Source organism: Bifidobacterium sp. SO4 (assembly GCF_018555355.1).
Lineage (GTDB): Bacteria > Actinomycetota > Actinomycetes > Actinomycetales > Bifidobacteriaceae > Bifidobacterium > Bifidobacterium miconisargentati.
On sequence record NZ_JAFEJP010000002.1, the window covers coordinates 332645 to 358308 of the forward strand.

20 protein-coding genes, 3 pseudogenes and 1 riboswitch are annotated in these 25664 nt (G+C 62.5%); of the genes and pseudogenes, 16 read left to right on the forward strand and 7 right to left on the reverse strand.

Annotated features, from left to right (window positions below; genetic code table 11):
- The first annotated feature begins 38 nt into the window (after positions 1-38).
- Genes purE through JS536_RS02845 form a run of 3 tightly spaced genes read left to right on the forward strand, consistent with a single transcriptional unit; the run spans position 39 to position 2192 of the window.
- Positions 39-545: a 5-(carboxyamino)imidazole ribonucleotide mutase gene (gene purE / locus JS536_RS02835; protein ID WP_338024718.1), complete on the forward strand. Its 507-nt coding sequence runs from the start codon at positions 39-41 to the stop codon at positions 543-545.
- Positions 529-1758 carry a 5-(carboxyamino)imidazole ribonucleotide synthase gene (purK, locus tag JS536_RS02840; RefSeq protein ID WP_214355676.1) on the forward strand — a complete coding sequence of 410 codons (1230 nt, stop codon included), beginning with the start codon at positions 529-531 and terminating at the stop codon, positions 1756-1758. Before purE ends, purK begins: the two co-directional genes overlap by 17 nt.
- An 8-nt stretch (positions 1759-1766) precedes the next feature.
- Positions 1767-2192, forward strand: a complete 426-nt coding sequence (locus JS536_RS02845) for a transcriptional repressor (protein WP_214355677.1) — start codon at positions 1767-1769, stop codon at positions 2190-2192.
- 228 nt (positions 2193-2420) lie between these two features.
- Here JS536_RS02845 and metK read toward each other — a convergent pair whose 3' ends face one another.
- Both metK and rpoZ read right to left on the reverse strand, forming a co-directional pair.
- Positions 2421-3644, reverse strand: a complete 1224-nt coding sequence (gene metK / locus JS536_RS02850) for a methionine adenosyltransferase (RefSeq protein ID WP_214303822.1) — start codon at positions 3642-3644, stop codon at positions 2421-2423.
- Positions 3640-3701: riboswitch (SAM riboswitch) on the reverse strand. It overlaps the preceding gene by 5 nt.
- A 266-nt stretch (positions 3702-3967) precedes the next feature.
- The gene (gene rpoZ, locus JS536_RS02855) at positions 3968-4252 is read right to left on the reverse strand and encodes a DNA-directed RNA polymerase subunit omega (protein ID WP_094667091.1); all 285 of its coding nucleotides are present in this window, start codon (positions 4250-4252) and stop codon (positions 3968-3970) included.
- 206 nt (positions 4253-4458) lie between these two features.
- On the opposite strand from rpoZ, the gene ilvD reads away from it, so the two are divergent.
- Positions 4459-6324, forward strand: a complete 1866-nt coding sequence (gene ilvD, locus JS536_RS02860) for a dihydroxy-acid dehydratase (protein WP_214355678.1) — start codon at positions 4459-4461, stop codon at positions 6322-6324.
- A gap of 172 nt (positions 6325-6496) precedes the next feature.
- Here ilvD and fmt read toward each other — a convergent pair whose 3' ends face one another.
- The 4 genes from fmt to serB form a co-directional block, all read right to left on the reverse strand.
- Positions 6497-7528: a methionyl-tRNA formyltransferase gene (gene fmt / locus JS536_RS02865; protein WP_214355679.1), complete on the reverse strand. Its 1032-nt coding sequence runs from the start codon at positions 7526-7528 to the stop codon at positions 6497-6499.
- Positions 7529-7701: 173 nt separating this feature from the next.
- Positions 7702-8406: an HAD family phosphatase gene (locus JS536_RS02870; RefSeq protein WP_214355680.1), complete on the reverse strand. Its 705-nt coding sequence runs from the start codon at positions 8404-8406 to the stop codon at positions 7702-7704.
- Positions 8407-8473: 67 nt separating this feature from the next.
- The gene (locus JS536_RS02875; RefSeq protein WP_214355681.1) at positions 8474-10720 is read right to left on the reverse strand and encodes a primosomal protein N'; all 2247 of its coding nucleotides are present in this window, start codon (positions 10718-10720) and stop codon (positions 8474-8476) included.
- A 95-nt stretch (positions 10721-10815) separates the two neighbouring features.
- Positions 10816-11541 carry a phosphoserine phosphatase SerB gene (gene serB / locus JS536_RS02880; protein WP_214355682.1) on the reverse strand — a complete coding sequence of 242 codons (726 nt, stop codon included), beginning with the start codon at positions 11539-11541 and terminating at the stop codon, positions 10816-10818.
- Between the two features lie 92 nt (positions 11542-11633).
- Between serB and JS536_RS02885 the strand changes: the two are divergent.
- The 12 genes and pseudogenes from JS536_RS02885 to JS536_RS02935 all read left to right on the forward strand — a co-directional run.
- Positions 11634-12309, forward strand: a pseudogene (locus JS536_RS02885) (DedA family protein); the annotation flags it as partial.
- A 93-nt stretch (positions 12310-12402) separates the two neighbouring features.
- A pseudogene (gene arc, locus JS536_RS02890) lies at positions 12403-13953 on the forward strand (proteasome ATPase); the annotation flags it as partial.
- A 47-nt stretch (positions 13954-14000) separates the two neighbouring features.
- Positions 14001-15641 carry a depupylase/deamidase Dop gene (gene dop / locus JS536_RS02895; protein WP_214355684.1) on the forward strand — a complete coding sequence of 547 codons (1641 nt, stop codon included), beginning with the start codon at positions 14001-14003 and terminating at the stop codon, positions 15639-15641.
- Between the two features lie 17 nt (positions 15642-15658).
- Complete coding sequence (locus JS536_RS02900; protein ID WP_214303830.1) at positions 15659-16519, forward strand: inositol monophosphatase family protein; 861 nt, start codon at positions 15659-15661, stop codon at positions 16517-16519.
- Between the two features lie 138 nt (positions 16520-16657).
- Positions 16658-16861 (forward strand): ubiquitin-like protein Pup, encoded by a 204-nt coding sequence (locus JS536_RS02905; protein WP_214355685.1) that lies wholly within the window; start codon positions 16658-16660, stop codon positions 16859-16861.
- Positions 16861-18366 (forward strand): Pup--protein ligase, encoded by a 1506-nt coding sequence (pafA, locus tag JS536_RS02910; RefSeq protein ID WP_214355686.1) that lies wholly within the window; start codon positions 16861-16863, stop codon positions 18364-18366. The genes JS536_RS02905 and pafA overlap by 1 nt, the downstream gene beginning before the upstream one ends.
- Before the next feature lie 91 nt (positions 18367-18457).
- On the forward strand, positions 18458-19183 hold the full coding sequence (locus JS536_RS02915) for a LytTR family DNA-binding domain-containing protein (protein ID WP_214355687.1): 726 nt from the start codon (positions 18458-18460) through the stop codon (positions 19181-19183).
- Complete coding sequence (locus JS536_RS02920) at positions 19180-20709, forward strand: ATP-binding protein (RefSeq protein WP_240544215.1); 1530 nt, start codon at positions 19180-19182, stop codon at positions 20707-20709. Before JS536_RS02915 ends, JS536_RS02920 begins: the two co-directional genes overlap by 4 nt.
- A 191-nt stretch (positions 20710-20900) precedes the next feature.
- Positions 20901-22424 (forward strand): family 43 glycosylhydrolase, encoded by a 1524-nt coding sequence (locus JS536_RS02925; RefSeq protein ID WP_346427449.1) that lies wholly within the window; start codon positions 20901-20903, stop codon positions 22422-22424.
- Positions 22425-22436: 12 nt separating this feature from the next.
- On the forward strand, positions 22437-22682 hold the full coding sequence (locus JS536_RS11755; RefSeq protein WP_240544216.1) for a hypothetical protein: 246 nt from the start codon (positions 22437-22439) through the stop codon (positions 22680-22682).
- A complete protein-coding gene (locus JS536_RS02930; RefSeq protein WP_240544217.1) occupies positions 22663-23091 on the forward strand; it encodes a hypothetical protein in 429 nt (142 codons plus the stop codon). Before JS536_RS11755 ends, JS536_RS02930 begins: the two co-directional genes overlap by 20 nt.
- Before the next feature lie 385 nt (positions 23092-23476).
- Positions 23477-25516 (forward strand): annotated as a pseudogene (locus JS536_RS02935) (glycoside hydrolase family 3 protein); the annotation flags it as partial.
- Positions 25517-25565: 49 nt separating this feature from the next.
- Here the strand turns inward: JS536_RS02935 and JS536_RS11760 are convergent.
- Positions 25566-25664: IS3 family transposase (locus JS536_RS11760; RefSeq protein ID WP_140514420.1), on the reverse strand; the 99-nt coding region annotated here is incomplete at its 5' end.

Sequence of the window (25664 nt, forward strand, 5' to 3'; positions counted from 1 at the left end):
GTACAGTGAAATCATCATTCTCAATAACTAGGGAGTAAATGATAATGGCAAATGAATCCAAGCCCGAAGTCGCGGTGGTCATGGGATCCTCCAGCGACTGGGAGACCATGAAGCGCGCCTGCGACATCCTCGACCAGTTCGGCGTCGCCTACCACAAGCAGGTCATCTCCGCGCACCGCACCCCGGAACTCATGGCCGACTTCGCGCACAACGCCCGCAAGAACGGTCTCAAGGTCATCATCGCCGGTGCCGGCGGCGCCGCCCACCTGCCCGGCATGATCGCCGCCCAGACCACGCTGCCCGTGATCGGCGTGCCGGTGCGTTCGCATGCCCTGTCCGGCTGGGATTCGCTGCTGTCCATCGTGCAGATGCCCGGCGGCATCCCCGTGGCCACCACGGCCGTGGGCAACTCCGGTGCCACCAACGCCGGCCTGCTCGCCGTGCAGATGCTTTCCGCGTTCGACGAGTCCCTGGCCCAAAAGCTTGAGGACTACCGCAACTCCCTGAAGGAAAAGGTGGCTGAATCCAATGCCCAGCTTGTCTGAGGAAACCCACGGCGCCGTCTCCATGCTGCAGCCGGGTGCCACGATCGGCATCATCGGCGGCGGTCAGCTCGGCCGCATGATGGCCCTGTCCGCCAAATACATGGGCTTCCGCATCGGCGTGCTCGACCCGACCCCGGACTGCCCCACCGCGCAGGTGGCCGACTTCCAGGTGGTGGGCGAGTACGACGACAAGACCGCCATCCATGATCTGGCGGAGAAGTCCGACGTGCTCACCTACGAATTCGAGAACGTGGACGCCGAATCCATCGACGAGGTGCGTCATCTTGTGGCCGCCCCGCAGGGCACCGACCTGCTGCGCGTGACCCAGGACCGCATCAACGAGAAAACCTTCATCAACCAGCACGGCATCGAAACCGCTCCCTGGCGCGAGGTCAACGACTTCGACGAGCTCGAGGCCGCCATCGACGAGCTGCATTACCCGTGCGTGCTCAAGACCCGCTCCGGCGGCTACGACGGCCACGGCCAGCACGTGCTGAAGAACGATTCCGATCTGGAGAAGATCCGCGCTCGAGGCGACCGCGGCGGCGGCTTCCCGCCCTCGATCCTCGAAGGCTTCGTGGACTTCGCGTTCGAGGCGTCCATCCTGGTCTCCGGCAACGGCAAGGACTACGTGACCTTCCCGATCGTGCGCAACGACCACCGCAACAACATCCTGCACATGACCATCGCCCCGGCCGAGGTGAGCCCGGCGATCGCCAAGACCGCGCATGAGATGGCGCTGGAGCTGGCCAAGGGCTTCGAACTGGCCGGCACGCTCGCCATCGAGCTGTTCGTGACCAAGGACGGCCGTGTCATCGTCAACGAGCTCGCCCCGCGTCCGCACAACTCCGGCCACTACACCATCGAGGCGTGCTCCATCGACCAGTTCGACGCGCACATCCGCGGCATCGCCGGCTGGCCGCTCATCCAGCCGAAGCTTCTGAGCCCGGCCGTGATGGTCAACGTGCTCGGCCAGCATGTGTCTCCCACGCGCGCGCAGATCGCCGAACACCCGGAATGGAACGTGCACGATTACGGCAAGGCCCAGGTGCGCCACAACCGCAAGATGGGCCACATCACCGTGCTCACGGACGACACCGCCCGCACGGTGGCCGAGCTTGAGGCGACCGGCTGCTGGGATGATCTGAAGCCCTACGCCCGCCCGTTCGTGCAGCCGTCCGAGCCTGCCGCGCCGTCCGCTCAGGAGGCGTAAGCGCCGGCATGGCTGAACATATCGAACGTCAGACCAAGCAGAAAGACGCCATCCATGCGGCGCTCGCGGACTGCGACGAGTTCATCTCCGCGCAGGACCTGCACCGCCGCATGCAGGACGAGGGCTCCAAAATCGGCCTGGCCACCGTCTACCGTCAGCTGAACGCGCTGGCGGACGCCGGTGCCGCCGACACCATCCGTCTGGACGGCCAGCAGCTGTTCCGCCTGTGCGGGGACGACGGCCACCATCATCACCTGGTGTGCCGCAACTGCGGCAAGACCGTGGAGATCGACCCGCCGAGCGAAACCTGGCTGCGCAAGGTGGCCGAGGGACACGGCTTCACCGTGGAATCCCACACGCTGGAGGTATTCGGACTGTGCGCCGACTGCCGCAAGGCCGAGGAGAATGGCAAAGCCGAGCCAGACGCACGCTGAGTCGACGATTCTTCTGCCCATATGCGAAAGGCGGTGGGTGCCTGCTTTAACAGCAGACACCCACCGCCTTCGTTATGTGCCAAAGCCGGCGTCATTCTTTGGCTCCCCTCTCCGAGGGGAGCTGTCGAACGAAGTGAGACTGAGGGGAGTTGCGGTGATATCCATGTGCTTCCTTCAGTCGGCTTCGCCGCCAGCTCCCCTCAGAGAGGGGAGCCCCGCAAAACGGACTCACTCCGCGGCGATGGCGGCCTTGAGCTCGTCCACCTTGTCGGTGCGCTCCCACGGGAACTCGACGTCCGTGCGGCCGAAGTGGCCGTATGCGGCGGTCTTCAGGTAGATCGGGCGCTTCAGGTCGAGTTCGTCGATGATGGCGGCCGGACGCAGGTCGAACACCTTGCGCACCGCGGCGGCGATCTGGCCGCGCGTCACGCCGTCACGTTCGGTGCCGAAGGTCTCCACATTGATGGACACCGGGTCGGCCACGCCGATGGCGTACGCCACCTGTACCTCGGCCTTGTGCGCCAGGCCGGCGGCCACGATGTTCTTGGCCACCCAGCGCGTGGCGTATGCGGCGGAACGATCCACCTTGCTCGGATCCTTGCCGGAGAACGCGCCGCCGCCGTGATGGGCGGCGCCGCCGTAGGTGTCCACGATGATCTTGCGACCGGTCAGGCCCGCGTCGGCGGCCGGGCCGCCCAGCACGAACGAGCCGGTCGGGTTCACCAGCTGGCGATAGCCCTCGTACGGCACCTTGTCGCCCAGCACATCCTTGAGCACCGGGTCGATGACGTGCTCCTTGAGCTGGGCCTCAAGCCACTCGTGCGTGGCCTCGGGGTCATGCTGGGTGGAGATGAGCACCGTGTCGAGACGCACGGGGCGGTCATTGTCGTCGTATTCGATGGTCACCTGGGTCTTGCCGTCCGGGCGCAGATGCGGCACCTCGCCGGACTTGCGCACTTCGGTCAGACGGAAGGCGAGACGATGCGCCAGATAGATCGGCAGCGGCATGAGCACGGGGGTTTCATCGGTGGCGTAGCCGAACATCACGCCCTGATCGCCGGCGCCCTGCGCCTCGTAACGCTGTTCGCGGCTGGCGGCGGACTCCTCGGCGGCGTTGAGACGGCTCACGCCCTGGTTGATTTCGGCGCTCTGGCCGGTGATGGCCACGATCACACCGCAGGAATCGGCGTCCAGACCGACTTCGGAGGAGGTGTAGCCGATGTTGTGCAGGGTCTCGCGGACCTTGGCCTGCACGTCGCAGTACCCCTTGGACGTGACTTCGCCGAAGACCAGGAACACGCCCGTGGCGGCGGAGGTCTCCACGGCGACATGGCTCGTGGGATCCTGCGCCAGCAGGTCGTCGAGAATGGCATCGGAGATTTGATCACAGACCTTGTCAGGATGGCCTTCGGTAACGGATTCGGCGGAAATAAGCCGCTTTTCTTCGGTCATATCATCCCTTTCCCCAGGACTTATCGCCCCGCGTCGGACGCGAGGCACAATGATACGTTCGTTGTTGATGTTGAATTATCGGCGGACGGTGCGCATCTGATACATGCCGGATGCATATTGCCCGTCGTGGCGAAGCGGGCATGCAAAAGGGCTCGTGCCAACCAGCGCGGTGGCACGAGCCCTAGCGTGTTTGCTTCTGATGACGAGTTATAGCCGTTATCGGCCAAGGTGGCAAGCGTGTCGCCCAAATTCACCGTTCCGGTGAAAACCCTGCCTCCGGTCCGCAGTCCCGACTATCAGAGCCTCAGACGTGACGGACGAGGTCAGTTGCCCTCGTTGGTGTCGTCCTCGCCCAGGGTCTCCTCAAGCAGACCCTCGTCGATCTCACGGAAGGCGATGGACAGCGGCTTCTCGTTGTTCTGGTATTCCACCAGCGGGCCGACGTTCTGCAGCAGGCCCTCGTTGAGCTGGGTGAAGTAGGAGTTGATCTGACGGGCGCGCTTGGCCGCGAAGATGGCCAGCGCGTACTTGGAATCGGCGTGCTGCATGAGGTCGTCGATCGGCGGGTTCGCAAGACCGGTGGGGTGCGGGTCGGTGCCAAAAGCCATGATGCTTATCTCCAGACTTGGAAAAATCTATCTCAAACGAAGCCAGTGTAGCCGTTCGGGCAGACTTCCCCGGAATATCGTCCTTTTTACGTACGTTTCGGCTTTTCCGGGTGTTTTCCCGTACCCCGGAAAAGTTACGTTTTTGAAAATTCCATTATGTGAGTCTTGACAAAACCCGTGTCCCGCGTAAGGGCTTGAATGGAGTCATGACTGAAATGCGATCTGCAAAACTCATGTCCGGCCGCGTCTTCGCAGGCGCGCGCGCCCTGTACCGTGCCGCTGGCGTCAGCGGCGACGACATGGGCAAGAAGCCCATCATCGCCATCGCCAACTCCTTCGACGAGTTCCTCCCCGGCCACGTCCACCTGAACAAGGTGGGCCGCATCGTCTCCGAGGCCATCAAGGAAGCGGGCGGCATCCCGCGCGAGTTCAACACGATGGCCGTGGACGACGGCATCGCCATGGGCCACACCGGCATGCTCTACTCCCTGCCCTCCCGCGATATCATCGCCGATACCGTGGAATACCAGTGCAACGCGCACTGCGCCGACGCCCTGATCTGCATCCCGAACTGCGACAAGGTGGTTCCGGGCATGCTCATGGCCGCCCTCCGCCTCAACATCCCGACCGTGTTCGTCTCCGGCGGCCCGATGGAAGCCGGCACCACCGTGCTGGCCGACGGCACCGTCAAGAAGAACACCGACCTCATCTCCGTGATGTACGCCTCCGCCGACGACAACGTCTCCGAGGAGGATCTGCTCAACTACGAGAAGACCGTGTGCCCCACCTGCGGTTCCTGCGCCGGCATGTTCACCGCCAATTCGATGAACTGCCTGACCGAGGCCATCGGCCTGGCCCTGCCGGGCAACGGCACCATCCTGGCCTCCCACTCCTACCGCAAGGACCTGTTCAAGCGCGCCGCGCAGCAGGTGGTCAAGATCGCCAACCAGTACTACCGCGATGACGACGATTCCGTGCTGCCGCGCTCCATCGCCACCAAGGAAGCCTTCGAGAACGCCATGACCATGGACGTGGCCATGGGCGGTTCCACCAACACCGTGCTGCACATCCTGGCCATGGCCCAGTCCGCGGACGTGGACTTCACCCTGGATGACATCGAGCGCATCTCCCACACCGTGCCCTGCATCTGCAAGGCCTCGCCGTCCGGCAAGTGGGAGATCTCCGACGTGCATCGCGCCGGCGGCATCACCGGCATCCTCGGCGAGCTCGACCGTGCCGGCAAGCTGCACCGCAACGTGCACTCCATCGATTACCCGACCCTTGAGGACAAACTCAACGATTGGGACATCATGCGCGACACCTGCACCGATGAGGCCAAGCAGATGTACAAGGCCGCACCGGGCCACATCATCTCCCCGGAGCCGTGGACGCACACCACGCTGTTCGACACGCTCGATACCGACCGCGTCAACGGTGCCATCCATGACATCGACCACCCGGAGATCCACGAGGGTGGCCTCGCCGTGCTGCGCGGCAACCTGGCTCCCGACGGCTGCGTGGTCAAGACCGCCGGCGTGCCGCAGGAGATCTGGAAGTTCCGCGGCCCGGCCCTGGTGGTCGAGTCCCAGGAAGAGGCCATCAAGGTCATTCTGGACGATACGCTCAAGCCCGGCATGGCTCTGGTGATTCGTTATGAGGGCCCGAAGGGTGGCCCGGGCATGCAGGAGATGCTGTACCCGACCTCCTTCGTCAAGGGCAAGGGCATCGGCAAGCAGGTGGCCATGCTCACCGACGGCCGCTACTCCGGCGGTTCCTCCGGTCTGGCCATCGGCCACATCGCGCCTGAGGCCGCCAACAAGGGCCCGATCGCGCTCATCAAGAACGGCGACATCATCAACATCGATATCGAGAACCGTTCGGTAAACGTCGAACTGACCGACGAGCAGCTGGCCGAGCGCCGCGCCGAGCTCGAGGCCGGTGACGGCTATGTGGCTCACCGCGACCGCAAGGTGTCCCAGGCCCTCAAGGCCTACGCCGCCTTCGCCCGCTCCGCTGACAAGGGTGCTACGCGCGATCCTGAGCTCATCAACAAGCTCTCTGGTTTGGCGTGATAGGCGCTTGACGATATGAAAGAAGTCCTCCACGGAATACCGTGGAGGACTTCTTTCATATCGCTGGCTCTCCTCTCCGGGCGAAGCTGGCTGCGGGGGCTGCGAGTAGGAGCTAAAGGCTCCCTTCAGCCCCGATAATGACAAATTTTCTTAGAAATGGGAGTCAGAAACCTCACCGCACGCAGGCGTCGGCCGCAAGCCGTGCGCCGCGGGCCCAGTCGGCCGCACGCATGGCTTTCTTGCCCTGTGCCTTGACCTGGGTAAGCTCCAGTGCGCCGGTGCCGGTGCCGACCCAGACGTTCTTCTTACCCACCTTGAGTTCGCCGGGCTTGAGATTGGTGGGCGCATTCGGATTGTCGGCGTCGGCCGGCTGAGCGGCAAGCACGTGCAGCGTGATGGACTTGGCCGACTTATCGGCATCTGTCTCGGCAGTCGCCGTCGCATCGGCCTCATCCGTGGTATCCGCGGTCGACGGCAGACCTTCGGCATACAGTTTGGTCCACGCACCCGGATGAGGCGTGCAGGCGCGAATCTGGCGGTCGATGGCCTCGGCTGAATCCGTCCAATCGATGCGTGCGTCCTCCACGGTGATCTTGTGCGCGTACTCCAAGCCCTCAGCCGGCTGCGGCGTGAACGTGGCTGTGCCATCGCCCACAGCGGCCAGCGCATCCACATACATGGGAGCGCCTTCCTCGGCCAAACGGTCGAGCAGTTCGCCGGAAGTCTCGCGGCCGGTGAGTTCCACCGTCATCGAGGCCACGATCGGGCCATCATCCAAGCCTTCGCCAACTTTGAACACATCAGCGCCGGTGGTGGCGTCTCCAGCCCAGATTGCACGCTGCGCGGGAGCGGCTCCGCGCCATTTCGGCAGGTTGGAGAAATGCAGGTTGTACCAGCCCATCGGCACCGCATCCAGCACGTTCTTCGGCAGGATATTGCCATAGGCGATGACCGCGGCGATATCCGCGTTGAGGCCGTCCAGCGCCTCAAGGAACTCGGGGGAGCGGGGCTTCGAGTCGATGACCGGCAGCCCGAGCTCCGTCGCCGTGGCCTTGACCGGGCTCGGCATGAGCTTGCGTCCGCGGCCCGTGGGCGCGTCCGGCCGCGTGATCACACCGACCACCTCGAAACGAGGGTCTGCGGCGAAGGCCTTGAGCGAAGGCACGGCCACATCGGGCGTGCCGGCGAACACCAGTCTGAGCATGAATCTCCTTGAACAATGATGGATGTTGTATTTCTTTGGTTGTGGTAAACCAAGATGGAATATGGGTCTTGTCGGACTACCCTTCAGTCGGCTTCGCCGACAGCTCCCCTGACAAGGGGAGCCGGAGCGATGGCAATACCCAACTCAGGGTATGAGCAATTGATAATTATGGTTTACTGCACGTTCGGGATGTCGACGCCGTTGGCGATGAGCAGCTGACGCAGCTTGACCGGATCCTGGAACCGCACACCGCGGATGCCGGCGGAATTCGACCCCACGATGTTCATGGCCTTGTCGTCGATGAACAGCGCGCCTTCGGCCTTGATGCCGAACTGCTTGAGCGCCGCCTCGTAGATGTCCTTGTGCGGTTTGCGCAGGTGTACGAAACCGGAGACCAGCTTGCCGTCCAGCAACTGGAGGATGTCGCACTGCTCTTCGGCCACATGGAACACGTCGGCCTCCCAGTTGCTCAGGCCCCACACGCCGATGCCCGCGGCCTTGAGATCGTTGACCAACACACGCGCACCCGGCACGATGCCGGTCAGGGAATCGCGGAAGTTATCCATGTAGTAGCGCAGGATGTCCGCCCACTTGTCGCCGGTGCGCTCGCGCATGACGGCGATGGCCTCATCCGTGGGCATGCCGCCGTCCATCAGATCGTTGACATCATAGAAACCGGAGATGTCGTTGTCCAGGAACTCATCGATGGTCTTCTGGCTGTAGCGGGGGATGAGCGCGGCGGCCGGATCCCAGTAGATGAGCACATTGCCGAAATCGAAGATCACATCGGTGATCGGCTTGCCGGCGTTCGCGGCGGCCTCGCCGTCCGCGACCAGCACGTCGTATTCCATATCCGGTTCTCCGGGCCAACCCTTCATCGCGTCCTCCTTAATATGTTGACGTCCGTTTCCATGGTTCCATGCCTAGGCGACGATGGACCGCCACTCAGATGAGGTCCTTGGGATCGATGCGGAACCGCAGTTCCCCCGGTTCCCGGGCCGCCACATGCCGGGCGGCCTCGCGATGCAGCCGTGCGGCCAGTTCGGCGCGCTCGCCCTGCGGCACGCGCACCACGGCCTTGACCCGATCCGCCGTGGCCTCCAGTTCCCGGGCGTCCACGGTATCCGGCTGGGCGATGGGCACCGGTCCCAGCATGCCGGGCATCTCGCCGCAAACCGCCCAATCTCCGGACAGTGCGCCGATGCGTTGCATCAGCGTCATCACCGCATCCCGACGCCCCCATACGCATGCCGCGGCCACAGCCGGAGGCATGCCGGTCTCGACACGCTCCTCCATGTCCTTGGCCGCCAGAATCCGCGAATCCCATACCATCAACGACTGGGCAATCGCCGGATCGGTTTCGCCAAGGATCAACGCCTGACCGCCGCGAGAACGCGGCGCGCACAACGACACCGCCCGCATCCACGCGGTCAGCGTATCCAACCGGGCATCCACCCCCAGCGCATACAGGCTGGTCCAGGCATCCAGAACCGCCACCGCACGGTATTCATGCCCGGCCGCACCCTGCTCGGCACTGATGGGTCGTACCCTCGGCTCGAATCCGGGCGTCGCGATGACGATCATCGGCTGGCAGGCCACGTCCCGCACCAATCCCTGCGTCTTGCTGGACAGCACCACCGGCACTCCACGGAACAGCCCGGCCAGTTCCGCGGCGGTGCCTGCCGCGCCCACACGCACCACGCGCATACGTTCATGCCCGCAGCCGGGGCATGCCCAGTTGATGGCCGCAGCCCCGCACCAACGGCATCTCGGCGTGGCATCCCGCCGGTCGGCCGGCAGCTGCAACGGTCCCATGCATTTGGCGCAACGGGCCTGACGATGGCATTTGGCGCAGCTCAACGTCTCACTGATGCCGTCCTGAGGAATGGACAGCAGCACGGGGCCGCTTTCCAACGCCTTGCTCAGCACACGCACCGCGGTGTGCGGCACACGGGCGCCGATACTGGGGTCCGCCAACCTCGCCAGCTCATCCCGGTTGAGCCACCGCACCCACGGCGTGGCATCCTTCAACGGCGAACCCAACGGATGGATGGCCGTGGAGAAACCGCTCACCGGCGTCTCCACCGTGTCCGGTCCCACATTCTCCCACTGGCTCTGCGGGGTGCGTGCATTGGCCATGGCCACGAACACGCCGCCATGCGCCTTGGCACGCAGCCGCATCACCCCACGGGCCTGCGGGTAGGGCATCATGCCGTCCATGTTCTGGTAGGCGGCATCCTCCAGAATGGCGAACAGGGCAGGTCCCTCCACCGGTGCATACATGACCGCGCGGGTGCCGATCACCACCTTCACCTGCCCCAGGGCGACGGCGAGATACGTGCGATACCGGTCGGCGGCGGGCATGGTCTCCGCGTTGAGCACGGCCACGTCCCCGGTCCAACCGCCCGAGGGAGAGGGGGCGAACGGTGCGAGCCCGTAATTGCGCAATGCGGGGAGAAGATCCTCAACCTCGCGCATGGTGGGCAATTCCACCACCGCGCATTTACCGGCGGTCAGGGCCGTGGCCACCATCCAGGCCATGTCCCGCTGCCATTCCTGCGCGCCCGGCAGAAGATCGAAGACGAAGGATTGGAAACGGTTGCCGGTGAGACCGTCCTGCAGCACGTTGGCATCCGCGTAATTGGCACTGATGCGCTTGTACCCCTGTGCGGCACCATCGGACACTCCCGCAACAGGGGAGCCCGCGCTGGCACCGCCACCCACCGGGCGTCGGAACGATGCCGCGAGTCGCTGCTCGGCCTCCACCTTGGCCACGCGCGGCGGCACCGCGAACCGCAGAATATTGGCCCGCGTACCGCCGTACGCCTGGGCTATGAGACCAATGTCCTCGCGCATCGAGGCGGGCACCAGCACATCCGGGCTCAGCACCCGTTCGATGTATCTGATGGAGGAGTGCGGTGTCTCGCTGGAATCCGTGCGTGCCCAGATCACGCCGCTGACCCGCTGGCCGCCGAAACGGACCCGCACCAATACGCCGGGTTGGGCGGCCTCGCTGTCTTTTTCGTCGATGAAATAGTCGAAGGTCTGCCCCAGATGCAGGGCCTGCACGTCCAGCACCACCTGGGCGATGGGATTGTGCTCGGCCGGGTGGTGTTCCGCGGGCGCGCGCTTGCGACGCTTGCGTGGGGCAAGCCCCGCAAGCGTCAGCTGTTCCGCGTCCTCGAAAGTCATGGCACCACTATAAGTGGGGATATTGAAGACGGTAAAATTTTACCGAAGAAGAGGTTGCGAGGCGTGGTGAAGCGTCTCGCAACCTGCGGGCCCACCTATCGCAGGAAATCAAGCACGCGGGTGAGATCGCGCTCGTTGATGGCATCGTCCGCGGCCAGCTGGGTCTTGGGCTTGGCGCAGAAGGCCAGACCCAGGCCGGCGGCCTGAATCATCGGGATGTCGTTCGCGCCGTCGCCCACGGCCACGGTCTGGCTCATCGGGATGCCCAGACGCTTCGCCCATGCCTCCAGCGCGTGCAGCTTCACGGTCTTGCACACGATCTCGCCGAGCACCTTGCCGGTGAGCTTGCCGTCCGCCGTCTCCAGACGATTGGCGATCCAGTAGTCGATGTTGCCCTCGGCCGCCAGACGGTCCACCACCTCATGGAATCCGCCGGAGACCACGCCCACCTTCCAACCATGGGCGTGCAGCGTGTCGATGAGCTCCAACGCGCCATTGGTGAAGTGCAGCTTGTCATGCACGGTGTCGAACACGGAGACCGGCAACCCTTCAAGCAGGGCCACGCGGGCGCGCAGCGCATCGCAGAACTCCAGTTCGCCGCGCATCGCGCGTTCGGTCACCGCGGCGATCTCCTCGCCGCAGCCGGCCGCCTCGCCCAGCTCGTCGATGACCTCCTCGTCGATGAGCGTGGAATCCACGTCCATGACCAGCAGACCAGGCTCGGACAGCGTGGGAACCGGCGGCAAAGATTCGCCGTTCAGGCCGTCCCCGTTCAACCCTTCGGCGGACTTGTCAACAAAATGCACATCTTCTTGCGTCATGCTTCCGATTCTCGAAAAACCTTGGGACAATGCCCCCTATGAGTTTTTCCCCGGCACTGACCACGACATTGACCGACGCCTTCGCCACCAATATCGCCGCCCTCGCCGCGGACCCCACGCCTGTATGCACCGCCGCGGAACCCGGCCTGATCGGCACGATCACCGCCTGGCTCGTCAGTCTCATGGAAACCATCGGCGGCATCGGCGTGGCCCTGGCCATCGCCCTCGAATCCGTGTTCCCGCCCATCCCTTCGGAAGTGATTCTGCCGCTCGCCGGCTTCACCGCGGCCCGCGGCACGCTGAGCCTGCCCGGCGCGATCATCTGGGCCACCATCGGCTCGCTGCTCGGCGCATGGGCGCTCTACGGCATCTCCCGATGGGTGGGCCTGCACCGCATCAACCGTGCCGCGGACAGGATTCCGGGCGTCAGCCGCAAGGATGTCGGCAAAGCCAACGACTGGTTCACCAGGTACGGCACCTGGTCCGTGCTCATCGGGCGCGTGATCCCCGTGGTCCGTTCGCTCATCTCGATCCCGGCCGGCTTCAACCGCATGAATTTCCTGCAATTCACCGGCTGGACCCTGCTCGGCTCGGCCGTATGGAACACCATCCTGGTCTCCGCCGGCTACCTGCTCGGCGACCAGTGGTGCTCCATCCAAGGCGTGCTCGGCGTGTTCGAGGACGTGGTCATCGCTGCCGTGGTTCTGGTCATCGTGTGGTTCGTGGTACGCAAAGTGCGTACGCTGATGCGTAAGTAGGAAATCCGCCCGCGGAGCTGTCCGCGAAGCCGGACGAATCCGGCCGGAACCGGTTCGCCCGGGCCGGAAAGCCAAGAAGGAACACATGACCGCAACCGAAGATCTCGCCGAACTCAACGACCGGCTCATGGCCAAGAACCATGCGCTCGCCGAGGCGCTCACCCGTGCCGGCAAGGAGCTCACCAAAGCCAAGTCGCAGCTCGCCCAACTGGCCCAGCCGCCGCTCACCTTCGCCACCATGGTCAGGGTGGACTCCACCCATACGGACGAAGACGGCATCCAGCACGCCTCGGCCGAGGTCATCTCCGGCAGCCGACGCATGGTGGTGCCCGTGGCCGCGAACGTGAACGCCGCGCGACTGACCACCGGCACCACCGTGATGCTCAACGAGAAGCTGGTACTGGTCGAACAGCGCGACGCGGACACCGTGGGCCAGGTCCGCACCGTCCGCCAGACGCTTGACGACGGTCGTCTCATCATCGCCGACGCCTCCGGCAATCCCGTACTCGTCCGCCGCGCCACCGCGCTTGCACGCCGGAACGTCAACCAAGGCGACCGGGTGATCGTGGATCCGTCCGTGAGGATGGCCATCGAACTGCTGCCGGCCGAAGGCGACCGCGATCTGGTGCTCGAGGAGACGCCGGATGTCACCTTCCGTGACATCGGCGGTCTGGACGAGGAGATCGGCCGTATCCGCGACGCCGTGCAGCTGCCGTTCCAGCATCGCGCGCTGTTCGAACGCTACGATCTGAAGCCGCCGAAGGGCGTACTGCTGTACGGCCCGCCCGGCAACGGCAAGACAATGATCGCCAAGGCCGTGGCGAACGCCCTGTGCGAAGGCGGGTACGACGCGGACGGCGACGGAGCGATCAGCGATGCCGAGCGCTCGGTCAAGGGCGTGTTCCTGTCCGTCAAGGGACCGGAACTGCTCAACAAGTACGTGGGCGAGTCCGAACGGCTCATTCGTCTCATCTTCCAGCGGGCCCGCGAACGCGCCGCCGAAGGCAAGCCGGTGGTGGTGTTCATCGACGAGATGGACTCGCTGCTCAGGACCCGCGGCTCCGGCGTCTCCTCGGACGTGGAGACCACCATCGTGCCGCAGTTCCTCTCCGAACTGGACGGTGTGGAATCACTGGACAACGTGATGGTGATCGGCGCCTCCAACCGCGTGGACATGATCGACCCCGCGGTGCTGCGTCCGGGCCGCCTCGACGTGAAGATCCGCGTGGGCCGGCCCAAGCGCGCGCAGGCCGTGGCCATCGTGAACCACTACCTCACCGACGACCTGCCGCTGGAGGACGGCGTGGACGCGCACGCCCTGTCCGAAGTGCTCGTGGAGGACATCTACGAGGCGTCCGAACGCCGCCACCTGTGCGACGTGCAGAACGAGGCAGGCCAATGGTCCGCCCTGTACCTGAAGGACGTGGTCTCAGGCGCCATGCTCAAGAACGTGGTGGACCGCGCCAAGACCCGCGCCGTCAAGCAGTCCATCGAATCCGGGGAGGCCGTGGCCATCACCGTGCCGCTGCTCGCCGCCGCGGTGGAGGACGAATACCGCGAGACCAGCGATTCGATGGTGGACGTGGATCCGGCGCAGTGGGCGCTCATCAACGGCATGGACCCGATCCGCCGCATCCGCGCCAAGCAGCAGTGAATACGTAAGCATACGCGCAGGCAATACGTAAGCGAAGGAGCATGTGAATGACCGTCAGACGAGTGATGGGCACCGAAACCGAATACGCGGTCTCGCTCAAGGGGATTGGGCGGTACAATCCGGTCCAGCTGTCCTTCGATGTGGTGGGTGCGGCCGCCGGAGCGGACAGCAAATCAATCCGCTGGGACTACCGTCAGGAGGATCCGGTCAACGACGCGCGCGGCACCCGCCTCGAACGCGCCGCCGCCCGCCCGGACATGCTCACCGACGCCCCGCAGCTCAACATCACCAACGTGATCGCCCCCAACGGCGGCCGTGTCTACGTGGACCACGCCCACCCCGAATACTCCGCGCCGGAAACGCTCGACCCGTTCGAGGCCGTGGCCTACGACCATGCCGGCGACCTCATCATGCAGGCCGCCGCCGAACGCGCCGCTGCACACACCGGCACGCCCATCGTGCTCCACCGCAACAACGTGGACGGCAAAGGCTCCTGCTGGGGCACGCACGAGAACTACATGATGGACCGCGCGGTGCCGTTCGACCTGGTCACCCGCCTGATGACGCTACACTTCGTGACCCGCCAGATCTACGCCGGCTCAGGCCGCGTGGGACTTGGCGAGGCCAGCGAGACCCCCGGCTTCCAATTGAGCCAGCGCGCCGACTACATCCACGCCAAAGTGGGACTGCAGACCACCTTCGAGCGCCCGATCATCAACACCCGAGACGAATCCCACGCCACGGACGACCGACGCCGCCTGCACGTGATCGTGGGCGACGCCAACCGCATGGACGTGCCGCAGGTCTTGAAGCTCGGCACCACCAGCATGCTGTTGTGGCTCCTCGAACACGCGGGGGAGGCCGGATTCGACCTGAACGGCTTCCTGGACGGGCTCGAACTGGCCGACCCGGTCGAGGCCATGCACGCCGTCTCCCATGACCTGGGCCTCAACGCATCCTTGCCGCTGGCCTCGGGCGGCCAGACCACGGCCTGGCTCATCCAGCTCAAACTGCGGCAGGCCGTCTACCAGGTGGCCGCGCTCGTGAACGGCACGGACACCACCGGAGAACCGGCCTGGCCAGACAGGCCCACCACCTCCGTGATGGCGATGTGGGGGCAGGCGCTCGCCGACGTGGCCGCCATCCGCCACGCCTCCGACGACGAACGCCTGGCCATGACCGGCGAGGCGAGTCGCGTGGAATGGCTGCTCAAATGGCAGTTGCTGGAAAAGCTACGCCGCAAGATCGGCGCATCCGGCTGGGCGGATCCGCGACTGCAGGTCATCGACCTCAAATGGGCCGCGCTCGACCCCAAGGACAGCGTCTTTACCAAGCTTGCGCCTCGCACCGAACTGGTCAACACGGCGGCCGACGTGGCGCACGCCGCGGCCGAACCGCCTGAGAACACCCGCGCGTGGCTGCGTGCCATGCTCGTACGCCGCTTCGGTCCGGAAGTGGCCGCCGTCAGCTGGTCCAGACTCACCGCCCGCGACCCCGAAACCATGAACGCCGGTGATTCCGCGGAATTCTACGGCAACGCCGGTCATATGGCGGCCCCCGACCATCACCTGTTCTCGCTGGACGTCTCCGACCCGCTCGCCTTCGACAAGGCACGCTGCGCGGAGCCGTTGGACGCCGCCGAACACGCCATCGACCTGCTTAGGACGTTGGCGCACGGCAACCGATAAAGATACACTGGGAGATTATGGAAGAAACACGCGAAGAGACTCCACAGCATCTGCGAAGCCTAGCGCTCAAAGTCGCCGGCCTGCTCGAGGAAGCCGGCCACCACGCCCTGCAGGCCCAGCTCAATCCGCGCAGCATCGCGCGTCCGAGCGACGCCGAACTCGCGGACTCCCGCACCAAGCTTGAGGTCGACGGCAAGATCCTGCGATTCATGAGTACCCGTCTGGCGGACATCGCCCACTTCGACGGCTTCTGGACCACTCGTCCCTCCGTCAGCCGTCCCGGCCAGCGCTACTGGTACATCGGCAAGATCGACGGTGTAATCAACTATCTGCGTCGTATGAGCGAATGGACGCTGACCGCAGCGCTGTTCGAATTCGACGAGAACAACGAGCCCAAGCCCATCCTCGGCGTGGTGCACGCACCAGCACTTGGTCTGACCTATCTGGCGGCCAAGGGCGCCGGCGCCGTGCGCATCCACAAGACCGCGGTGGGCGAGAAGCGAGACAAAGTCGTGCCGTCGATGACCTCCTCGTTGGATGGTTCCGTGCTGAGCTATGGCATGTCCTTCATCCCCGAGGAATCCCGTCGTGCGCTGGAGGTGGCCTCCTCGCTGGCGGGTCAGCCGGCCGACATCAAGCGCGTGGGCCCGGCCTCGCTCGATCTGTGCAAGGTGGCGGACGGCACGTACGACGCCTACTTCGAGCCGATGCTGCATGTGTGGGACATCCCCGCCATCGCCGCCGGCACCGTGGTGGTCTGGGAGGCCCAAGGCACGCTCAGCCGCTGGGACGGCGACCGCATCCACTGGCGTCATGACAACGACGTGGTGGCCACCAACGGTCTCATCGGCCGCGAACTCAAGCAGTACCTGCAGTAGAACGGAAGCAATCGGCTCTTGATGATGTCCGGTCGTCCCTCATTGCGGACGAACCGTCGGCCACGGGCTGACCGAGGGAAGTCTTCGGGGCCGATCGATTCTAATTTGCAGGAGTCGTTTATACAAAAGAAGGCACGCATGCCACAGCAATTCGAACAGCTGCAATCCCAATCACAGGAAACCCACGAGGACGACGCCCTCGCCCAGTCCGCAACCCAGGCCGCGGACCAGTCGCAGGACCAGTCCGACGTGCTGGACAGCATCCTCGACGACATCGAATCCACGTTGGAGACCAACGCCGAGGAGTACGTCAACAGCTTCGTGCAAAAAGGCGGCGAGTGATGCCCCAACTGCGTGACAGCGGCACCCGAGCCCTCCACGCCACAGAACCCGTGCCATCCGCCGAGATGGACGGGTTCTGCCGTATTTTCGGCGTGGAAACCGAATACGGCGTGGCCGTGACCGGGGCCGAGAAACCCGTGGACGCCGGACAGGTGGCCATGACCATGTTCCAGCCCATCGTCTCCCGTTCCCGGTCCACCAACACGTACCTGACCAACGGCTCCCGCCTCTATCTCGACGTCGGCTCCCACCCCGAATACGCCACCGCCGAGGCCCGTGACCCGCGCGAGGCGTTGGCGCAGGACCTCGCCGGCGAGCAGGTGATGCGCGGGCTCGCCTTGAAGGCCCAGGCCAAACTGCGTGAATCGTACGGAGAACACGCCACCATCCACGTGTTCAAGAACAACGTGGACTCGGCCGGCCATGCCTTCGGCTGCCATGAGAACTATCTGGTGCGCCGCTTCGTGCCTTTGGAGGCCGTGGAACACCAGCTGCTGCCGTTCCTCATCACCCGTCAGCTGTACACGGGCGCGGGCCGTATGACCCCGGATGGCTTCCAGATCACCCAGCGCGCCGACTTCCTGGACGAGGCCGTCTCCTCCGCCACCACGCGCTCGAGGCCCATGGTCAACACGCGCGACGAACCGCACGCCGACCCTGATTCGTTCCGCCGCCTGCATGTGATCATCGGCGACTCCAACCGTTCGCAATGGGCCACGTGGATGAAGCTCGCCGTGACGCATCTCGTGCTGTGCGCCATTGAGGAGGCGTTCCGCCGTGGCGAGCCGTCCGGGTTCGAGGATTGGGCGTTCGTCGACCCGGCCGCCGCGAATCGTGTGGTGAGTCGTTTCCTGGACGCGCCGGACGCCGTGCTGCCGCTTGCTTCGGGCGAGTCGGTGAGCGCGCTTACGTTGCAGCGCCGGTATTTCCGCGCCGTCGAGTCGTTCGTGACGGACCATCGCGAGGCGATGGACGCCGCGTTCGCCGCCGGTGTGCCGGCGACCGGTCTTTCGGGAGATGCCGTTGCGGGCTCGCCGACGACAACGATTCTGGGGGAGTGGGACCGTGCGCTCCGCGCGCTGGAACAGGGCGATTACGACGCGCTCGCCGATCGCGTGGACTGGGCCGCCAAGCGCCGGGTCTTCGAAGCGTTGCGTCGCCGCCGTCCGGAAGTGACCTTCGCCCAACTGGAGCAGCTGGAACTCGACTACCACGACATCGCCAACGGACGCCTGTACGGCTCGCTGACCGCGCGCTCGCAGATGCGGCGGCTACTGACCGCCGACGAGACCGAACGCGCGATCCACGAGGCACCGCAGGACACCCGTGCCGCCCTGCGCGGACGATTCGTGGAAGCTGCCCTCGCCTCCGGCGCCCAGTTCTCCGCCGACTGGACCCACCTGACCGTGACCGCCCCCGAACGCCGCGAAGCCGTCCTCCTCGACCCGTTCGAAGCCGCCCCCACCCCGGAATTCAGCCAACTCATGGAGTCTCTCGGGCGCTGAAACTCTCGGTCGTGATCTCCCGCCGCCACCGTCCGCCGTGCATTACAGTGGTACGGTACGTGATCGGTCGGCGGCAAAGGAGGCGCGGCATATGATTCGTGTGGCGATCGTGGAGGACGAACCCGCCTACGCGCAGACCCTGCGCGAGTATCTGGAGCAGTACTCCGAAGAGATCCACGAACGGTTCGACGTCACGGTTTTCCCAGACGGCGAAGACATCGTGGAGAACTACCGCGCCGAATGGGACATCATTCTGATGGACATCGAAATGGCGTCCATGGACGGCATGACCGCCGCTGAGCGCATCCGCGAGGTGGACGGCCAGGTGGTCATCATCTTCATCACCAACATGGCCCAATACGCCATCCAGGGCTACCGCGTGGGCGCGCTGGACTACGTGCTGAAACCCATCTCCTACTTCGCGTTCACGCAACGGCTCGGTCGTGCCATCTCCCGCATGCAGACCCGGTCGCGCGCCGAGGAGAAGTATATGGTCATCGCCTCCAAAACCAGCACCGTGCGCGTGCCCATCTCCCGAATACTGTGGATCGAAAGCAGCGGTCACCGATTGGCCTACCATACGGCGGACGGTGTATTCGAATCCACTGCGTCCTCGATGAAGGAAGTCGAGGACAAGCTCGCCGACGAATCGTTCTTCCGCTGCAACAAGGGCATTCTCGTCAATCTCGCGCATGTGCGCGGCGTGGAGGAAGGCAGTGCCGTGATCGGTGGCGGTACGCGCATCCCCGTCAGCCGGGCCAAGCAGCGCGACCTGCTCACTGCGCTCACCGCCTACCTCGGGAACGTGATCAAATGATGGGTGCAGGGGTCGCGGCATGGGGCGGTGCGCTCGCCGACATGATTGGTTTGTTTGGGGTGCATGGCTTATCCGGGCCGTCCGGCCTACTCGATGCGTTCGGCTGGCTCGTCCGGTTCACCGAGGTTGATGCCGGGGCCGCCGCCATAAACCTTGCATCGACCGATGCCTCGAACGCCGTGGGCACGGTGCCGGACATCCCCAAAGTGCATACGGCGCTCGCCGAATGGCTGGCCTGCGTGACGCTGATTGCCCTGGTGGTGCGCAGGCCTCCCCGCGCCCGGGAAACTGGCGTTCTGGCCGGCTCGTTGGCGGCGCTCGTGGTGGTCCAGATCGGCATCGGCGTAGTGCCGGTGGCATTGTGGCTGCCCGGCATGGCCGTGGCGCTGGCCATCATGTTCGTCACGATTCGTCTCTGCTGCGATTGCTCGGCGGCCACATGCCTGTACTGGCTGATGCGCGCGTTCGTCATCGCCGAATTCGCTGCCTCACTCGAATGGCAGCTGTACTACTATCTGTCGGGTCGATACGGCTGGCCCATGCACGTGCCGTGGCTCGATGGCCTGTATCTCATCGTCGTCTACGGAGCGGTGTTCGCCGTGGTGGCGTTGCTTGAACGTGGGCAGAACGCCGAAGCGCTGGACGTGGGCGGGCGGGACCTTATGGTGACCGCCATTATTGCCATCACCACGTTCACGCTGAGCAATCTGAGCTATGTATCCACCGCCACGCCGTTCACCAGCACCATCGGCACCGAGGTGTTCAATATCCGCACGTTGGTGGGACTTGGAGGCGTGGCCTTCCTCTATGCCTTTCATATCCAGCTGTGCGAGAACCAGGCCCGTCGCGAGCTCGACTCGATGCGCACCGTATTGCAGATGCAGTACGCGCAATACCAGCAGTCGAAGGAAAGCATCGCCGTCATCAATCACAAGTACCACGACCTGAAGCACCAGATCACCGTGCTGCGGCGCGAGTCCGACCCCGGCAAACGCGAGGAGTATCTGGACGATATCGAACATGGCATCAAGGAGTACGAGGCGCGTTTCAAAACCGGCAATGCGGTGCTGGACACGATGCTGACCGGCAAGGGACTGGTCTGCGCGCGCGATGGCATTGAACTGACGTGTGTGGCGGACGGTTCGCTGCTGAACAGAATCAGCGAGATGGACATCTGCACGATATTCGGCAACGCGCTTGACAACGCCATCGAATACGAGCGTCGGATCGCGGACGTCTCGCATCGGCTGATTCATGTATCGGTCTCGGAGGCGAACGGATTCACGCTGATTCGCGTGGAGAACTATCTGCAATCCGGCGATACGACCGGCAACGCGATTGCCGGGACGGGTGACGGTTCGGCCACCGGTTTGGATGGGGATCTACCCGTCACCACCAAGGCGGACAAGCGATTCCATGGATTCGGGCTCAAAAGCATCCGCCACACGGCCGTCAAATACGGCGGTACCCTGACCATCGCCAAACGCGACGGCTGGTTCGATCTGACCGTCCTCATTCCCCGGTAGATGCTGAGCCTTCTCACTTGAGTGAGGCTGTCACGAAGCCGACTGAGGGGAGCCGCGCCGCACGTGAGTTCATGCAATAAACCGACCATTCGTGCAATTGCCCTTTCCCGAACCGTCCTTTCCCCGATGATGGAACCATCAGGATTCATTGCGGAATCCTCTGAATCGCCAGACTCGAAAGGGAGCTCATCGTGGAACGCCAGGTCTTCAACCCGTATCTTCCGGCAGGGGAGTACATCCCCGATGCCGAACCGTACGTGTTCGGCGACCGCGTGTACATCTACGGCTCGCACGATCGATTCGGCGCCCCGATGTTCTGCGTCAACGATTACGTCTGCTGGTCCGCGCCGGTGGACGACCTGTCCAACTGGCGCTATGAAGGCGTGATCTACCGCAAGAACCAGGATCCCAAAAATCGCCTTGGTCTGCGACTCCTGTTCGCCCCGGACGTGGCGATCGGCCCGGACGGCCGCTACTACCTCTACTACGCCTTCGATTTCATGGGGCTCATGGGAGTAGCCGTGGCCGATTCGCCGGCCGGTCCGTACGAGTTCCACGGCCACGTGCATTACACGGACGGTACGGTTTGGGGTCGACGCAAAGGCGATTCCTTCCCGTTCGACCCAGGCGTGCTCGTGGACGACGACAATCGCGTCTACCTGTACTCCGGCTTCTACACACCCGTGCCCGCCATCGCCACCGGCTTCCGTTCACTGGGCTTCGATGGAGGCTACGTGCTCGAGCTGGAGCCTGACATGGTGACCATCCGCACGCCGGAAAAGCTGCTGTTCCCCAAGTCCGGTCCCGATTCATTCGCCGGCCATGAGTTCTTCGAGGCCTCCTCGATGCGCAAGTGGGACGGCAAGTACTACTTCGTCTACTCCTCCCGGCTCAACCACGAGCTGTGCTACGCCGTTTCCGATTCGCCGACCAGTGGTTTCCGCTACGGTGGTACGCTCGTGAGCATCGGCGACGTGGGGCTTCCCGGACATGATGACGAAACCCATGCGACGAACTACACCGGCAACACGCATGGTGGCATGCTGCGTATCGGAGACGATTTCTACACGTTCTACCATCGCCAGACCAACCGCAGCTCCTACGCGCGCCAGGCCTGCGCGGAACGGCTCGATGCCATGTTCGACGAAGCGAGCGGCGAATGGCGCTTCGCCCAGGCCGAAGTCACCAGTTGCGGACTGAACGGCGGACCGCTGCGGGGACAAGGCAGGTACGAGGCGCGCATTGCCTGCAACCTGTGGAGCAAGGACGGCGCGGGTCGCTACGATGGTGCGAATCCCGCCAAACGACTGGCCGCGCATCCCTACTTCACGCAGGACGAACGTGACACCAAGGCCGAAGTCGGCCCGATCGAGGCGCACCAGTACGTCGGCAACATGCGCGACGGCGCGGTGGCCGGCTTCAAGTACTTCGACTTCGATGATTCCCGCCCGCTGACCGGCATCGCCGCAACCGTCCGTGCGCATCACGGCAGGGGAGAAGCTTCGGGAGCGTTCGTGATTTCCGTGGATCCGGCCGGCTTGTCGGTCGTCGCCACGGTGCCGATCACCGTCAATGCGACCGACGGCTGGCAGACGTTCCGGGCGGAGCCGGCATCTCTTCCCATCGGAATCAACGCGCATTCCTGCCCGCTCTACTTCCGGTACGCCGGCTCCGGATCCATCGATTTCCTGAACTTCGAACTCATGACCAGGTAAAGGAGGTGAACAATGACAACACTCAACGAAGACGTGCAGCGTACGGCGGTCCCGGATCGCGGTCCGATCGCCGCCATCCGGCGCGGCTGGGCCCGGTTCGACGCCAAGCACCACGGCATCGCCGAATTCATCATGTTCTTCATCGTGTGCAACGCGGTCACGGTGCTGCAACTGGTGCTGATGCCGGTGTTCAAATGGCTGTTCGGCCTGACCCCCGCTGGTCGCCACGAACTTCCAGGTGCTGCCGGTCGGCCATAACTTCGACGGTAGCGCGTACTACGTGTTCGACTACGCGGCCGGAGCCATCGGCACCACCGATCCGGCCGGCGTCGCGGGCGGTGGCGGACTGGCCTACTTCCTGGCCGTGGAGCTGACGATGGCCATCGCGCAGGTGATCAACTTCATCACCCAGCGCAAGGTGACGTTCAAATCCACCGGCAGCGTGTGGAAGGCCGCGGCCTGGTACGTGCTCGCCTACGTGATCATCACCATCGGTGCAGCCGCATTGCAGGGTCTGTACAAGGCCCCACTTTACGGCTGGTGCATCGACGTGATGGGTGCCGGCGCCGGAGCCACCGCAGCCGATCTCATCACCATGATCATCAACTGCACGCTCTCGTTCTGGGTCTTCTACCCGATCATGAAGCTGATTTTCAAGCAGAAGTAACTGCTCGCATATACCGATAACTGAGCACGACCCAACAATTCAAAGGAGAATGAAGATGGCAACGCTAATCGAGCCAATACTGATTGGCCTTATCTGTATTTTTGCATTGCTCGTAGCGCTAGGGTTTTTCTTGGCATACCGTGTGCAACGTAGATATATCAATGGTGGTACTGTGCGCCTGAAAAAGACCTTTAATGCATTGCTGGGAGTATTTGCAATTATATTAATTGTATTCTCTCTTGTTTTGAATTACTTGGGCTCATCTCTTGGTGTGGTATTTGATTTAGTGCTCGCTAAAACACCAGAACGAGATACCAGCGTTTCAACTACCGAAGATGATTGGCGTAATCTAGCTCGGCGCATCGGTGATGAGGGAATGGTTCTTATGCGTAATGAAAATCATGCGCTACCGCTGTTGAATAATGGTGCTGGAGCTGCTGTAAAAGTTAATCTGCTTGGCTACTACGCATACAATCCATATTATAGTGGTGGTGGTTCGGGTAGTGTGTCGGCCGATGATTCCATCGACGTTGTGACTTCATTGAAAAACGCTGGCATTGAAATAAATAATGCTGTACTTGATGAAGGTGTATACGACATTAAGAAAGCCAAAACCGCTGGCATCGGTTTCTCCACATCCACATTATCCAATGAAGAAGTCCCTGTTTCCGTATACAAAGGGAAGGCTTCGTTTGAGTCCATGAAACAGTATTCAAATGTTGCCATTATGGTCATTGGTAGAACTGGCAGCGAGGGGAAGGACTTAACTACTTATGGCGAAGTAAGTGGTTATAACTATCTGCAACTTAATGATAACGAGAGAGCCATCATGAAGCAGGCTCGTAATACTTTCGCTAAATTGATTGTCATCATCAATAGTGCCAATGCTATGGAAACTGGATTCCTTGATGAATATGATGTGGATGCATGCATTTGGGCAGGGTTGCCTGGACCTTATGGTTTTTCATCACTAGGTAAGATTCTGAATGGAACGGTTAATCCCTCGGCAAAGTTGCCAGATACATGGACTACTGATAATGACAGTGCACCTGCTGGAGAGAATTATGGTGATCAGGAGGCCTCTAACAGAGTTGGTAGCCACTACGTGGACTATGTCGAGGGTATCTACGTGGGATACAAGTGGTATGAGACCGCTTATGCCGAAAAGGCCGTAGTTACCAACACCAAGACCAATGAGACGTTTGATTACGGTAAGGACTACGACTCCATTGTGTCCTTCCCGTTCGGCACCGGTCTGAGCTATACCACGTTCTCCCAGAGGATTACCTCCATCAGCGCTGAGGCGCTTGACCCGAAAGGCAGCATCAGCGTAGGCGTGGAAGTCACCAACACCGGTGACGTGGCCGGCAAGGAAGTCGTGCAGCTGTACATGAGCGCACCCTATACCGACTACGACAAGAAGAACGGTGTGGAAAAGGCGGCCGTGCAGCTTATCGGTTACGACAAGACCGATGAACTCGCTCCGGGTGCTTCTCAGAAGCTTACGATCGAAGTGCCGGTCGAGGATCTCGCCGCCTATGACACCAGCCATTCCAACGACGACGGAACTGTCGGCTCCTATATGCTTGATGCTGGCGAATACACGTTCTCGATTCGCTCCAATGCGCACGAATCTCTGGGCGAAAAGACCGCATCGCTGGATGATCAGTTCTTCTACTCCGGGGATAACCAGCGATCCTCGGACATTCAGCAGGCTCATAATCAATTTGAGGATGCTGCTCGAGGTACATATCTCAGCCGACAGAATGGTTTTGCTAATTATGCAGATGCGATGGAATCTGTGAGTAGTGAGATCAAATCCACTGTTTTTGAAGATGAGCCAGATTCCTATGATTCGTCATATGACAGCGATGTGACGAAATCGTTGAAGAAAGGAAAAGATTATGAGGCAAGAGGAGATCTGACTCTTGCTGATATGAAAGGTGCGTCTTATGACGATGAACGTTGGGGGCAACTTGTATCTCAGTTAACTGTAAAAGAGCTGCAATCTTTGGTCAATGGTACTACGTATTCAGCTCCAAAAGTTAATTCGATAGATAAACCATTCACTGTTGATTCAGATGGTCCTATGGGTATTTCCAGTATGTACAATGTTCAATTCAATGGTGTGGCGTATCCATGCATTCCGTTGTTGGCTGCAACGTTCAACACAGATTTAGCGACGGAATTTGGGCATCAAATCGCTGATCAAGCAAAGAATCGTGGAATTTCTGGTCTGTATGCTCCTGCTATGGATATTCATCGTTGGGCATTCTCTGGCCGGAATTTTGAATATTATTCCGAAGATGGTGTGTTATCGGCGATTACTGCATCCAATCAGGTAAGGGCTTCGCGGGAGAATGGTCTCGTTGTATATATCAAGCATTTTGCTTTAAATGATCAAGACACCAATCGTGGCATGAATTTGCATACGTATTCCAATGAGGGGGCTGCGGACATTTTCTTGGAGATAATCACGCAGCCATTCCTTGGCTTTGACGGTATTGTACCGGGCTCATCCAACCAAGCGACTGTTTGATGCGCTCGTGGTTGTACCAGCGTATGTACTCATC